Origin of the sequence: Saccharospirillum alexandrii, assembly GCF_004000275.1 — a bacterium.
In the GTDB taxonomy this organism is placed as follows: domain Bacteria; phylum Pseudomonadota; class Gammaproteobacteria; order Pseudomonadales; family Natronospirillaceae; genus Saccharospirillum; species Saccharospirillum alexandrii.
In genome coordinates, this window is sequence record NZ_RCIP01000001.1 from 1,251,812 (window position 1) to 1,265,244 (window position 13,433).

A 13,433-nucleotide genomic window follows, 5' to 3' on the forward strand; every position below is an offset into this window, starting at 1 on the left:
GCTTGCCACTCAAGGTATCCGAACTCCGGAACTGGAACTCCTAATACCCAGTCATCTCCAAATACCCAACCCCGCCGGAACTGCCTTCAACCCTAACCGGCCCTTCCCAATAGGGCACCAGCGTCGCCAGCCAGCTATCAGCCTCACGCACCCGGACTGTCCAGCGGGCATCCTGACCGGGCAATTCAATTCGCCAGACCAGTGGCAGGGATTTTCGGGCGTCTTCGCCCTGGGCCACGACCACCTCACCCCACTCTAGCGGCTCAACCACCAGGTCACCTTCTTCAAGCGACCGCGATTGACCGTCAGCATCGATCCAGGTGCCCCGCACATAGGGCCCGTCGTCTTCCTGACGCAGATGAAACGCCATCAGCGATGCACCGTCGTCAAACTGAAGTGAAAACCAGTCCCAGCCCAACTGGTCCGATGCCAGCGGTTGTGAACTCCACTCCCGGTCGAGCCAGCCTTCGCCCGACAGCGGGGTTGAAGTGCCTTCGATCGTTACCTGGCCGGTAATCTGTAATCGCGGCTGACTGTAGTAGTAACTGCCCTGCCCCTGACCGGATTTCTGGCTGAAGCCGTTATCGCCATGCAACACCCAGGGCTGTTCCGCCTGCCAGTTCAGTGTCAGCGTTACCTCATTGACCGTGGTGGTCAGGCTGCCCGGAACGGGCGAATCACTTGTGCCCAGCAATTGCCAGTCATCCAGCCAGGCATCAAACCGCCCTTCATCCGTTATGCCTACGCCTGCCTGCCCTATTCCACCGCGGGCAAACCGCTCTTCGTAGTCATGACCACTGGGGGTATGTATCGCCGAATGGGCCATCCACATCTGGTTGCTGGTCCAGCCCTCAGCGTCACTGCCGGGCCGCAGTGCGGTGCGGAACATGGTCCAGTGCACGCCGTAAGGGCGGCCCTCGGCATCGGTCAGATTGGCGGTCAGGTACCACCACTCAATGCGGTAATCCGGATGTGCCAGGTGATCTTCGGGAAAGCGGATCGGCTGACCGGGCTGGGCGGTCTGGTAGCCTTCGCCACTGGCGCGCATGATATCCAGGGCGGCACTGGGGTCAGTGTCCCGGCTTTCGGCCGTTACCAGAGCGGCGACACTGAACAGCACCACGACACAGGTTAATCGAAAAAATCCCATCAGGCGGCATCCTCTCCCAGGTGTTTCAGTGCCTGCGGCAACTTCAGCCGCGCCTGCACGGCGCTGAGCGCAAAGGTAAAGCCGGCCACCAGCAACGTCAGCCAGAACAATGACCGGGCCGGTTCAAATTGCCAGATCAGCGGCATGGTCCAGCCGAAACTCAGCACATTGAGGTCGTAGATCAGCAAGCCGGCCAGCAAGGTGCCCAGCGGAATTGACAACAGCCAGGTGACCAGCAGCCCGATGCCGAGCGGCAGCCCCGCTATCAACAGCCACTCCCGGTTACTTACCCCCATACTGCGCCAGTGAGCGTAACTGGGCAGGCGTTGCTGGTGAATAGCCAGCAACGAGGCCAGCAGCGCGATGCCGGCCACGGTAAAGGTCAGGGCATTAATGGCGGCGGTCATGGCGAAGGTGCGGTCGAACACGCGCAGGGAAATGGCCAGCACATCCTCGCGCCGGGTCCAGTCGCCGGGTCGGGCACCGGCTGCCACCAGGGCCGCTTCGGCGCTGGCCAGGGCATCATCCTCGTCACTGAGCCAGAGCCCCAGGCCCTGCTCACCGGCGTTCGGCCACAGTTCGGCGACACGCTGGTACGGCAAATAAAACTGGTACGCCGGGTTGCCGTAATCGTGATAGAAACCCACCACTTCAAAGGCCACGGTTTGCTCGCCCACCGGTATCTGTACGGTGTCACCCAGTTCAATGCCCGCCAGATAGCGCGCCTGTTCATTGGCCAGCACAACGCCCGGGTCGCCGTCGAACCAGGCAGATGACCGGTCTGTTTTAGCGGCCAAGGGCAATGCCCGGGTGTCGGAGGTCTCAGTGTTCAGGCCGCGAATCTGAGTAGGCCGGTTTTGCCAGCGCACGGTTAAACCATTACGGCGGTGCGACTCGACCAGCCAGTCGCCGGGGTTCGCCAGTAAGGCGTCGATATCAAGGGTATCGCTTTGCACAAACAGATCGGCAGCCAGGCGTTGTTGCAGCCAGTCGCTAAGCGAAGTACGGAAGGAGTCGACCAGTGAATCGACGCCGAAATTGGCGGTCAGCGCCAGCAACAGCGCCATCAGCGCCGTGCGCAAGGTCCCCAGTTGCGCCAGCCCCTCGCCGCAAGCCCACTTCAAACGCCAGGCCGAGTCCGGCAATGCCCGTTGCACCCCTCGCAAGATCAACGCAACCGTCCAGGGCAATAGGCCGGCCCCGGCAAACAGAATCAACGCCAGCACGGTAAAACCCATGGCAATGGAATTAAGCTGGAAATAGAGCCCCAGGGCGAGCAAGGCCAGTACCAGGCTGCCCAGCGCCAGCCGGCCCCGGGCGCGCTGATCCTGCTGCCATTGCGACGGTTCGTCGCGCTGATCCTGCAGCGACCTCTGCGCCTGGCGCCACAGAGGCCAGGCCAATGCCAGCACCAGGCCAGCCGAAGTCAGCAACCAGGCTTGCAGCACCGTAATCGGTTGCACCAGCAAGGTGTAATCCAGAACGGCACCGTAGAGGTTTTGCAGCGTCGCGGCGACCGACGGCAACAGCAGCTGGCTCAAGCCATACCCGAGCCCCAACCCGCCCAAGGTTCCGATTACGCTCATTGCCAGGGTTTCCAGGGCAATCGCGCCCAGCAGCAAACGCTGACTGACCCCCAGTTCCCGCAGGGTGGTCAGCGTATGCCGGCGCGCCGACAGCGAAAACCGCACGGCGTTGAACACGATAAAAAGCCCCACCGCAAACGACAACAAGCTCATTGCCGCCAATTGGGTGTGCAGGCTCTGGGTAAGCTCGGTCAAATCAAGCCGTTGCTGATTGGCGATCAGCCTCAGATCCGGGTTCAGGGCCGCCAGATCTTCGCTAAGCCGGGCAGCGGCATCGCCAGGCAGCTCAGCCACGACCAGATAGCTGAGGTGAGACCGCTCAAGCAGGGTCAGCGCCGCACCGACGTCCATAAAGACTCGCAAGCCCTGCTGTTCGCGGCTAAATACCCGGGCCGGTGGCAATGCCCTACCCGAATTCAGGGTCAGCCGGTCACCGTCCTCCAGACCCAGTTGCTGAGCCAGAGCTTCCGGATACCAGGCTTCATGAGGCGGAGTAACCAGTTGCATCCAACCACCGGCCGGTAACCCGGTCGCCGTACCACTCTCTTCATCCGGTAACGCCAACAAGTCGGTTGCAATCAGATTAATGACCGACTGGTCGGCAGTGGTCAGGCGCTGTTCCAGAATCGGGAAGACCGAACGCCAGCCCTGGCGGCGCAGGTTGACGTAATCGTCCAACGACACCCCTGCCCCACTGCCAGACCGCACCCAGTGGCTGGCCTGAGCCCCCAGTACCTGATCGGCTTCGGCGTAGCTGGCGCGGGCATGTGCATTGATAACCTGAACCGCTGACCAGAGCGCCACCCCGGTTACCAGCCCGGTAAGCAGAAACAGGGTCTGCAACGGGTGCCGGCGGTGATGACTCAGCAGGGTGATCAGAACGCGCAACAGCCGGGTCAGTGTCCCGGTCACAGGGCAGGCTCCCCATTGTACGGCTCATGTTGCTGATGCAACTGGCCATGTTGCAGGCGCCACTGTTCATCCAGAAAGCTGGCCATGTGGGCACTGTGGGTGACCATCAACAGGCTGCTGCCGGTTTCACGCACCAGCTCAACCAGTACACCCATCACCCGTTCGCTGGTGGCTTCATCGAGATTGCCGGTGGGCTCATCCGCCAATACCAGGGCAGGACGGTGCAGCAGGGCCCGTGCAATGGCAACCCGCTGTTGTTGCCCACCGGAGAGCTGGTGTGGCAAGCAGCGGGTCAGGTCGCCCAGGCCGAGCCGGTCAATCAAATGATCGCGAAACACCGGGTCGAGGCGCTGGCTTAGCCGGGCTTGCAGTTGAAGGTTATCGAGCACCGTCAGGGTCGGTACCAGATGGTATTGCTGAAAGATGAGGCTGAGCCGGTCACGTCGCAACTGGTTCCAGTCGCCGGCGCTCATGCTCAGGTTACTGTGCCCATCAATGACCAGTTCACCGGAGTCGGGCGTATCGAGCCCCGCGACCAGATGCAGCAGAGTGCTTTTGCCACTGCCACTTTCGCCCAGTAATGCAGCCGAGCGTCCGGCCGGCAGGTGAAAACTGGCGCCACTGAGCACCCTGACCTCACCATCGGGCTGGGCAAAGTGTTTGACGACCTGGTTGAGTCTGAGCATGGGCCTCACCGGCATTCGATAAACAAGGTTATTCGAGCAGTTGCCTGACCTGGATGGCCAGTTCGGCCACGTGGGCATCACTGGCGCCCAGTTCTGCCAGGGCTTCGTCGAGTTTTAGCAAGTACTCGGCATTAGCACCGGACGGCCCGTGACTATGGGCGATCTGGCGCGCCATCCCGGTCAGTGAGTCCGGCCCCAGAAAGGCAGCATTGGTGTCGCTGGCCACATAAACCAGGCCTTCTGCCTGCTGGCCGTCGCTGAACGTCATGGGCGTAAAAAAGCGCAGGTAGCCATTTTTCTCCCGCAAATCCAAATGCGCAAAGGTATCGGGCGTTACTCGATAGGCCAAACCGTGGCAAACCGCATTGGGTGCTTTGATCAGTGTGACCACTCGGCCGGGGGCTTCCGGCGTACCACGATGATCGTGCGAACCTTGCCAGAAGCGGCGTGCCCAACCGCGGATACTCGCAGGCTGGCACTCCAGATACGGAAAGTCGACTTTGTACAGCAAGGAGCCATAGCCGAACAACCAGACGTCTTCCAGGTGATCGAGCGGCGTGTTCTGCTGATTCAGAGCGATGGTGTCATTCGACATGGGCGGCCGCCAATTGGTCCGTTAGCAAGCGTTCACACTGGTCGAGCTGCTGCTCGCGTTCGACCAGTGCCGCAGCGACATCATCCGGCAAGCCAGCCAGGGTGGTTCGCCACTGGGCAGTAAACACCCGGCGTGACAGGTTGATTAATCGACCGGTGGTCTGAGCCAGTTGCTCACGCAACCGCCCGCCCCGGGCCAGCGCTTCCAGCGCCCGGGTGCAGTCGTGTTCCAGATTGTTGATGCGCGCCAGCTGCGGTTGCAGTTGCTGCCACTGGGTCGGTGTGAGTGCATCAAACCAGCGGCTTTCGCACTGCAGGGAGGGAATGCCCATCAGGTAGGTTTGCAGGCCAGCGTAGTCCCGTGGGACGCGTTCCGACTGACTGCACAGCTGGTTCAGCAGCCCCGGATGCAGTTGCCGGTTTTCGGTCACCAGCGTTGAAAGCCGGGATTCACAAGCGGCTAGCTCTACAGAGTTTTCTCCGCCGGGCAAGGCTTGGTGGCGTTGCAACAGGTAGCGGGGATAGCGGTCGAGCGTGCGCAGCGGGGTTTCGCTGAGCACGGCAAGCTCCTCGTAGCAGTGCTCCAGCTGAACCGGCGCGTCGGCCAGAGCCGCCGGCGCCAGACTCAGCAGCGCCAGGCTGCTAGCGACGAGCGCGCTGAGTTTTCTTGGTCGTTTGCTTGCCACCGCGTCCACCCTTGGGACCAAAGCCTGAAGGCTTGTTGGCGTAGGGGTTCTCGCCCACCTTGAATTCAAACCGGATCGGCGTGCCGCGTACTTTCAACGCCTTGCGGAAGGCGTTTTCCAGATACCGCTTGTAGCTGCCCGGCAAATCGCCCAACTGGTTACCGTGAATCACGATAATCGGCGGGTTTGAACCACCCTGGTGCGCATAGCGGGGTTTGATACGCCGGCCGCGCACCATCGGCGGCTGGTGCAGTTCAATCACCCCTTGCATGATGGTGGTCAGCTGGTTGGTGCTCCATTTGCGCCGCGCCGAGTGGTAGGCCAGATCAACCGACTTGTAGAGATGGCCGACGTTGGTGCCGTGCAGGGCCGAGATAAAGTGCATGTCGGCCCAATCCAGAAACGGCATGCGCCGGTCGATGCTTTCCTTGATCTTCTTTTTCTCGTCTTCGCTGAGGCCATCCCATTTGTTGATGGCGACCACCAGGCCACGACCCGATTCCAGCACAAAGCCAAGCATGTGCATGTCCTGCTCGACCAGGCCGTCACGAGCATCCAGCACCAGCACAACGACGTTCGCGTCCTGAATGGCCTGCAGGGTTTTCACAATGGAGAACTTTTCAACGGCTTCGGACACACTGCGCCGGCGGCGAATACCGGCGGTGTCGATCAGGGTATAGGCCTGGCCGTCGCGCTCGTAGGGAATGTAGATGCTGTCCATGGTGGTGCCAGCCTGGTCATACACCACGACCCGGTCTTCACCCATAATACGATTAATCAGCGTCGATTTACCCACGTTCGGGCGCCCGACAATGGCCAGCCGAATGTTATCGTGCTCGTCGTCTTCAGCGCCCTCAATGGGTTCGGGCTCGGGGAAGTCTTCGAGGGCCAGCTCCAATAACGAACGCACGCCCCGGTTGTGGGCGGCGGCAATCGGCAAGGGATCGGTCGACAGGCCTAGCTCGTGAAAATCACCAAGCACCACGTCGGTATCCAGCCCATCGGTCTTGTTCACCACCAGCACGGTTTTCTTGTCGGTTTTACGCAAATGCTGGGCAATATGATTATCTGCCGCGGTCACGCCAGCCTGGGCATCAGTAATAAACAGAACGACATCGGCCTCTTCAATGGCAGCGAGACTCTGCTCGGCCATTTTGGCGTCCAACCCTTGCTCAAACCCACTGATACCACCGGTATCGATGACAATAAAGGGGCGCTCACCCAACTTGCCATCACCGTATTTACGGTCACGCGTCAGGCCCGCCCAGTCGGCCACCAGGGCATCCCGGGTACGGGTAAAGCGGTTAAACAGGGTCGATTTACCCACATTGGGTCGCCCGACCAGGGCAATTACAGGGATCATGATGTCTTCCAGTGCCTCTACAGGCTATTAATGCAAGAAACCGCGAGACCAATTCTGGCCTCGCGGTTCGTATTTTAGTCACGTTTTCACGGGTCGCACCCGGTGGCCGCTACTGATCGCGCCGGCGCAAACTCATCATCTTGATGCGCGAGCTGTTGCCTTGTTGCAACAGGCGATCACCAAACGGTACCGGTGCAGTGTAAATACCGGTCCAGTCGATCGGCTGAGAGACCAGCCATTCACCGGACTGGGCATCCAGAACATGAACGAAACCAGCCCCATCGGCAACGGCCAGGGCGTTTTGCCCCGGCCACTCAACCACTTCGGTCAGGCGTCGGTAGGTAAACTGCTCCTGAGTCCAGACCGGTTCCAGCGTTTGTGGGTCCATGGCGATGACGTGGCTTTGATCGTTCACGCCATACCAGTATTGTTCACCGGCAACGATCGCCCGGTAAGTGGAAAACGGCTTGGTCGCTACCACTCGGCCAGAATCAGCTTCGATGACCAGCATATCACCCTGATAGCCCGCTGCCAGAATATACCCATCGACCACGGTAATGGAGCCGTCAACGTCGACCAGTCGGCTGACATCGGTCTTACCCGAGGCGCGTGCCAGACGATACTCCCACTCGGGCGAACCATCGTTTATATTCAGTGCAACCAGCTTGCCGTTGGCCAGGCCAGTGACCACCCAGTCATTGACCACAACCGGAGCAGCGGTGCCGGTCACCGTCAGGCTCGGCTCGACATCCTGATAGGCCCAGAGAGCCCGACCCGTATTTCGCTCGAGCGCTGTCACGCGGCCGTCAGTGGTTTGCACGATGATGCGGTCATCAAGCAATACCGGTGCTTCGGTTGCCAGCGCACTGAGTGGGTTGCGCCAGACCGGCTCACCATCCCAGTCGAGCATCAGCAAATCACCATTGCCGGTCACGACGACCATATTGCGATCATCGGCTGCCACCGGCGACACGATCTGGTCGGCCACCTGGTGGCGCCAGATGAACCGGCCGCGCTCGTTCAACAAAACAATTTCGCCCAGTGGCGATGCCGTCAGAATGCCCTGGTCTGTGACCGTTGGCGTAATCCGGTTCAACGGCACTTCGGTGTAGAAGTCGACCAGGATATGCCACCAGTCGATCGTCAGCCGGGCCTTTTCGGGCCGTTCTTCAGGCAGCGGCGTAGGCGCTTCCCGCAGGGGGCCCGACGAACAGGCAACCAGCGTGAGGCTGGCGACCAGTGTCAGTATCGCAGTCAGCCGCATCAAGCGTCGTCCGTCGTTGCAGCCAGATCATCCAGCTTCATTTTCAGGTAAGGGCTTTCCACACCTTGTTGCTGAGCCTGCTCATAGGCCAGACGGTAAGCTTCGCGGGCAGCTTCAGCATCGCCATCGGCGCTGTGAATGTCGCCACGCAGTTCGTTGATCACCAGCTCGTACCCCTCGGACTCAACGCTATCGAGCGTCGCCAGTGCGGCAGAGGTATTATCCCGAGCAAACTGAACCCGCGCCAGTCGAACCCGAGCCACGGGTGACAACAGCGCATCACTGTTGTCGACAGCCCAGCTCAATTCCTCTTCAGCACCGGCCAAATCACCCTGCTCTACTTTTTCTTTGGCCGCTTGAAACGCGGCGTAAACGGCGTAGGTGGTGTCTGGAAAATCAGACTTCAGCGTTTGTGCGAGGGCGAGTCGTTCACCGGCATCGCTGCTGGTGTCATCCACCAGCTCCATCAGGGTGATGTACATGCCCGAGGCCGCTTCCTGTTTGGCCTGTACCGAGTTGCTGTAATACAACCAGCCAAAGTAGGCGATCAGTGCCACCAGAATGCCACCAATAACGCCATTGCCGTAGGTTGCCCACCAGCGTTTAATCGCTTCAATCTGTTCCTGTTCGGTATCGTACACCCTGTCTTTCTCCTCTGGCGGATGCGAGGTGGTTCAACCTGAACCCCTGGCACCCGGTTCTCCGGCATCTGCCGGAGGGTCTGTTTTATGATTGTGCGTGCGTAACCGCGTGTTGCGACTGGCTACCATACTGATTCATCAACCAGTTCGCCAGTTCCCCCTGCGCCAGGGTTTGCTGCGGTGCGTCGTCGCGTAAGGATTTGACGGTCACCTGACTGCCTGCGGCTTCGTCTTCACCCAGAATCAGCGCCCAGCGAGCACCGGACTTGTCGGCCTTCTTCATCTGGCTCTTGAAACTGCCACCACCGCAATGGGAGATCAGCCTTAACCCGCCCACTTCGGTGCGCAGCGTTTCGGCCAGCGCCAGGCCCTGGGTTTCGGCAAGATCACCGGCCATGATCAAATAGGCATCGACGGTCTCAAACACCTCAGCCGGTATCTTCTTGAGCGTCTCCAGCATCAACAGCAGCCGCTCAACCCCCAGGGCAAACCCGGCCGCCGGGGTCGGCTTACCACCCAGCATGGGCACCAGGCCATCGTACCGGCCACCACCGCAGACGGTGCCCTGGGCACCCAGGCTGTCGGTTATCCACTCAAACACCGTCTGTGAGTAATAATCGAGCCCGCGTACCAGCCGTGGGTTCACGGTATAGCGGACGCCGGCGCTGTCTAGCCGGGTGCACAAACTCTGGAAGTGCAGTCGCGAGTCGTCGTCCAGGTAGGCATCGAATTTGGGCGCGCTGTCCAGCAGCTTCTGAGTGCTTTCCGATTTGCTGTCGAGTATCCGCAACGGATTACTGTACAACCGGTTCTGGCTGTCTTCGTCAAGTTGCTCTTTCACCGTCTCCAGGTAATCGACCAGCGCTTTGCGATAGCGACCACGGGCTTCGGAACTGCCCAGGGTATTCAGGTTCAGGGTGACATGGTCGCCGAGGCCCAGGTTGTTCAGTAGGCGCGCGCTGACCAGAATCAATTCGGCGTCGATATCCGGTGTGGCCACGCCAAAAACTTCAGCGCCTATCTGATGAAACTGGCGGTAACGCCCTTTCTGCGGACGCTCGTAACGGAACATGGCACCGCTGTACCAGAGACGCTGTATCTGGTTGTGCAGCAAGCCATGCTGCAACGCCGCCCTGACGCAACCGGCCGTACCTTCGGGACGCAGTGTCAGGCTGTCGCCACCGCGGTCTTCAAAGGTGTACATTTCCTTTTCAACAATATCGGTATGCTCGCCCACGCCGCGCTTGAACAGCGCCGTTGGTTCAACCACCGGCATGCGAATTTCACGATAGCCGTATTGGCCCAAAACGGTTTTGATCTGGCCTTCAAGGTACTGCCAGACCGGACTCGCCTCCGGCAGGATATCGTTCATGCCACGGATGGCTTGTAATGTGGACAACCTTACTCTCCCTCAATCAATGCGTTCGGCCCAGAATCCAAGGTTCCGGAATCGCCGACCCATATTACTGGCTCTTGGCGATAACCAGCGCTTCTTCGGCTTCTTTTTCGGCAATTTTACGGCGGATCAATTGTTCGTAGTGATCCACCAAGGTGTCGTTCTGCACTTTGTGGTCCGGCTTGCCATCGACGTAGATCAGATTAGAAGGGCTGCCACCGGTGAGGCCAAGGTCAGCCTCCTTGGCTTCGCCCGGGCCGTTAACCACACAGCCGATCACCGCAACGTCGAGCGGCGTCAGCACGTCTTCGAGCCGCGATTCGAGCGCATTCATGGTGCCAATCACATCGAAGTTTTGCCGCGAGCAGCTCGGGCAGGCAATAAAGTTAATGCCCTTGTTGCGCAGGCGCAGGCTTTTCAGAATATCAAAGCCAACCTTAATCTCTTCAACCGGGTCTGCCGCCAGCGAGACCCTCAGCGTGTCGCCAATGCCGTCCATCAGCAGCATGCCCAGCCCTACCGACGACTTCACCGTGCCCGAGCGCAGGCCGCCGGCTTCGGTAATGCCCAGGTGCAGCGGCTGTTCAATCTGGCTCGCAATCTGCCGGTAGGCGGCCACGGTCATAAAGACATCGGAGGCTTTCAGGCTGAGTTTGAAGTTCTGGAAATCGAGCCGGTCCAGGATGTCGATGTGACGCATGGCCGATTCGACCAGCGCTTCCGGGGTCGGTTCGCCATATTTCTTTTGCAGGTCTTTTTCCAGAGAGCCGGCATTCACACCAATACGGATGGGTATGTCGCGATCACGCGCAGCTTCAACGACAGCCCGAACCCGGTCTTCCCGGCCAATGTTGCCAGGGTTGATGCGCAGGCAATCGACACCCAGTTCGGCGACTCGCAGTGCGATTTTATAGTCGAAATGAATGTCGGCGATCAGCGGCAGGCTGACGCGTTTGCGAATGGCGCCAAACGCTTCGGCGGCGTCCATGCTGGGCACTGAGACCCGCACCAGATCGGCACCCGCCGATTGCAGCCGCTCGATCTGATCGACCGTGGCATCGACATCGCAGGTTTCGGTGTTGGTCATGCTTTGTACGGCGATGGGCGCATCGCCACCAATGGGCACATCACCCACCCATATTTTGCGCGATACCCGACGTTTAATCGGGCTAACGTGTTGCTTGTTCATGAAACACCCTGCTCTTGCTTCCAGCGCTGAAATTCCCGAAATTCGGGGCTGTTGGCAAAACGGTTGCGAAATTGCAGTTCGAGTGATGAATAAAGATCTTCATCGTTCATCGCATGAGCGATGCGGACACCCAGCCAGAGCGTAAAGGGGCTCTGATTCGCCCGGTTGGCACGTACCAGTGAAATGTACCCTCGGTAGGCTCGCAAGGCTTCCTGCATACGCTCTTGCTGGAATTGCAAATCGGCCAGCCCGATGTAGCTGTTCACCAGCAACCGATCCAGCACAATGGCCCGCTCATAGGCAGCAATGGCTTCATCGACCCGGTCAACGCGGCGCGAACTCAACGCCAGATATTCGAAGCTCAGGGCACGGCGTTGATAAAAAGTGTCGGTAACGACCTCGGCAAATTCCTCGCGTGCGTTTTCATAGCTGCGCTCGTTATACAGAAAAACCGCATACTGAAAGCGTGCCTCGGTTCCGCCGTCGTACCGAATGGCGCGGCGGAAATGGTGATCGGCCAGGTCAACTTCCCGTTCGACTTCATACACACGGGCCAGACCTAAGTGAGCACCCGAGGCTCGGCTGTCGATGTCGAGCGCCTGGTCCAACGAGCGCTTGGCTTCGAACAGGTTGTTGTTTTCGAAGTGGGCATAGCCAATTTGAATATAGGTTTCTACGGCTTTGTCCAGATCCTGTTTGCCGGAGAATGGGCTTTGGGTTGTGGTCACACAGGCGGTTAACAACACCGACACCGCAACAAGCGCCAGGGCACGGATCACGTTCATAGTACATTCCTCTGAAAACGGGCACCCGCCAGTTCGGCCGCCGTCTGGCCCAACTGAACTGCTTCGATAAACCGGTCGGAACGACGGGTCTTGTCCGTCACTTCACCAACCAGCTGACCGCAGGCCGCATCGATGTCGTCGCCACGCGTCTTGCGAATCGTGACGTTGTAGCCTGCCGCCGTCAGGATATCCCGGAATTTGTGCATCCGGTTGTTACTGGGGCGTTCATACCCTGAATTCGGAAAGGGGTTAAACGGAATCAGGTTGATTTTACAGGGCGTGTTGCGCAGTACGTCAACCAGTTCATGGGCGTGTTCGGGCTTGTCATTCACTTCGTTCATCAACGTGTATTCTATGGTGACCACACGCTTTTCCGAGAACCGGCTCATGTAATGGTTGCAGGCGTCCAGCACCGACTGGATGTTGTACTTGCGGTTCACCGGCACCAGCGTATTGCGCAGGGCATCGTTGGGCGCATGCAGCGACAGCGCCAGCGCCACATCGGTGACCTTGGCCAGTTCGTATATGGCTGGCACGACGCCTGAGGTGCTCAGTGTAACCCGGCGCTTCGACAGGCCATAGGCGTTGTCTTCCATCATTAGGCCCATCGCCTCGACTACATTGTCGAAGTTCAGCAGCGGCTCGCCCATGCCCATCATCACCACATTGGTGACCCGGCGCTGGCGTTTTTCACCCGGCTGGTCGAACGATCGGACCGCAATCCAGACCTGGCCAATGATTTCAGCGGTACTCAAATCCCGGTTAAAGCCCTGTTTGCCGGTGGAGCAAAAGGAGCAATCGAGCGCGCAGCCGATCTGGGAGGAAACGCAAAGGGTGCCACGGTCGTCTTCGGGAATGAACACCGTTTCAATGGCACTGCCACCCGGCATTTTCATGACCCATTTGCGGGTGCCGTCTTTCGAGTCTTTCTGGTAGGTGACTTCGGGCGCGACAATTTCAGCGCACTCGTGCAACTTGGCCCGCGTGGCCTTGCTGATATCGGTCATGTCGTCGAAATTGTCGACGCCATGCTGGTGAATCCATTTCAAAACCTGAATCGCGCGAAATTTCTTTTCGCCGAGACGGTCGACAAAAAACGCCTCCAGGGCGGGCAGTCCCATCCCCAGCAGGTTCACTTTCTGTGCCGTTTGTTCAGTCATGAATTCACCTTTGTATTCGGT

At 59.3% G+C, this 13,433-nt stretch carries 12 protein-coding genes; all 12 read right to left on the bottom strand.

Annotated elements, in window-relative coordinates; all coding sequences use genetic code 11:
* Positions 1 to 40: 40 nt before the first annotated feature.
* A complete protein-coding gene (locus EP166_RS05665; RefSeq protein WP_127555794.1) occupies positions 41 to 1,150 on the bottom strand; it encodes a lipocalin-like domain-containing protein in 1,110 nt (369 codons plus the stop codon).
* Positions 1,150 to 3,648, bottom strand: coding sequence for an FtsX-like permease family protein (locus tag EP166_RS05670; RefSeq protein WP_220432485.1), 2,499 nt, complete (start codon positions 3,646 to 3,648; stop codon positions 1,150 to 1,152). The genes EP166_RS05665 and EP166_RS05670 overlap by 1 nt, the downstream gene beginning before the upstream one ends.
* The gene (locus tag EP166_RS05675) at positions 3,645 to 4,334 is read right to left on the bottom strand and encodes an ABC transporter ATP-binding protein (RefSeq protein WP_127555795.1); all 690 of its coding nucleotides are present in this window, start codon (positions 4,332 to 4,334) and stop codon (positions 3,645 to 3,647) included. The genes EP166_RS05670 and EP166_RS05675 overlap by 4 nt, the downstream gene beginning before the upstream one ends.
* A gap of 28 nt (positions 4,335 to 4,362) precedes the next feature.
* Positions 4,363 to 4,929, bottom strand: coding sequence for a gamma-glutamylcyclotransferase (locus EP166_RS05680; protein WP_127555796.1), 567 nt, complete (start codon positions 4,927 to 4,929; stop codon positions 4,363 to 4,365).
* A complete protein-coding gene (locus EP166_RS05685) occupies positions 4,919 to 5,614 on the bottom strand; it encodes a hypothetical protein (RefSeq protein ID WP_127555797.1) in 696 nt (231 codons plus the stop codon). Before EP166_RS05685 ends, EP166_RS05680 begins: the two co-directional genes overlap by 11 nt.
* A complete protein-coding gene (gene der, locus EP166_RS05690; protein ID WP_127555798.1) occupies positions 5,571 to 6,977 on the bottom strand; it encodes a ribosome biogenesis GTPase Der in 1,407 nt (468 codons plus the stop codon). Before der ends, EP166_RS05685 begins: the two co-directional genes overlap by 44 nt.
* A gap of 109 nt (positions 6,978 to 7,086) precedes the next feature.
* Positions 7,087 to 8,241: an outer membrane protein assembly factor BamB gene (locus tag EP166_RS05695; RefSeq protein ID WP_127555799.1), complete on the bottom strand. Its 1,155-nt coding sequence runs from the start codon at positions 8,239 to 8,241 to the stop codon at positions 7,087 to 7,089.
* Positions 8,241 to 8,882 (bottom strand): YfgM family protein, encoded by a 642-nt coding sequence (locus tag EP166_RS05700; RefSeq protein ID WP_127555800.1) that lies wholly within the window; start codon positions 8,880 to 8,882, stop codon positions 8,241 to 8,243. The genes EP166_RS05695 and EP166_RS05700 overlap by 1 nt, the downstream gene beginning before the upstream one ends.
* An 85-nt stretch (positions 8,883 to 8,967) precedes the next feature.
* Entirely contained in the window at positions 8,968 to 10,281 is a 1,314-nt protein-coding gene (gene hisS / locus EP166_RS05705) for a histidine--tRNA ligase (protein ID WP_127555801.1), read from the bottom strand.
* Positions 10,282 to 10,345: 64 nt separating this feature from the next.
* Positions 10,346 to 11,467: a flavodoxin-dependent (E)-4-hydroxy-3-methylbut-2-enyl-diphosphate synthase gene (gene ispG, locus EP166_RS05710; protein ID WP_127555802.1), complete on the bottom strand. Its 1,122-nt coding sequence runs from the start codon at positions 11,465 to 11,467 to the stop codon at positions 10,346 to 10,348.
* Positions 11,464 to 12,252: a tetratricopeptide repeat protein gene (locus EP166_RS05715; RefSeq protein ID WP_127555803.1), complete on the bottom strand. Its 789-nt coding sequence runs from the start codon at positions 12,250 to 12,252 to the stop codon at positions 11,464 to 11,466. The genes ispG and EP166_RS05715 overlap by 4 nt, the downstream gene beginning before the upstream one ends.
* Positions 12,249 to 13,412 carry a dual-specificity RNA methyltransferase RlmN gene (gene rlmN / locus EP166_RS05720; RefSeq protein WP_127555804.1) on the bottom strand — a complete coding sequence of 388 codons (1,164 nt, stop codon included), beginning with the start codon at positions 13,410 to 13,412 and terminating at the stop codon, positions 12,249 to 12,251. Before rlmN ends, EP166_RS05715 begins: the two co-directional genes overlap by 4 nt.
* Positions 13,413 to 13,433: the final 21 nt, after the last annotated feature.

Coding starts and splice junctions, on each gene's coding strand:
- rlmN (WP_127555804.1), bottom strand. CDS start 13,412: ATGACTGAACAAACGGCACAGAAAGTGAACCTGCTGGGGATGGGACTG.
- EP166_RS05675 (WP_127555795.1), bottom strand. CDS start 4,334: ATGCTCAGACTCAACCAGGTCGTCAAACACTTTGCCCAGCCCGATGGT.
- EP166_RS05665 (WP_127555794.1), bottom strand. CDS start 1,150: ATGGGATTTTTTCGATTAACCTGTGTCGTGGTGCTGTTCAGTGTCGCC.
- ispG (WP_127555802.1), bottom strand. CDS start 11,467: ATGAACAAGCAACACGTTAGCCCGATTAAACGTCGGGTATCGCGCAAA.
- EP166_RS05695 (WP_127555799.1), bottom strand. CDS start 8,241: ATGCGGCTGACTGCGATACTGACACTGGTCGCCAGCCTCACGCTGGTT.
- EP166_RS05715 (WP_127555803.1), bottom strand. CDS start 12,252: ATGAACGTGATCCGTGCCCTGGCGCTTGTTGCGGTGTCGGTGTTGTTA.
- der (WP_127555798.1), bottom strand. CDS start 6,977: ATGATCCCTGTAATTGCCCTGGTCGGGCGACCCAATGTGGGTAAATCG.
- EP166_RS05680 (WP_127555796.1), bottom strand. CDS start 4,929: ATGTCGAATGACACCATCGCTCTGAATCAGCAGAACACGCCGCTCGAT.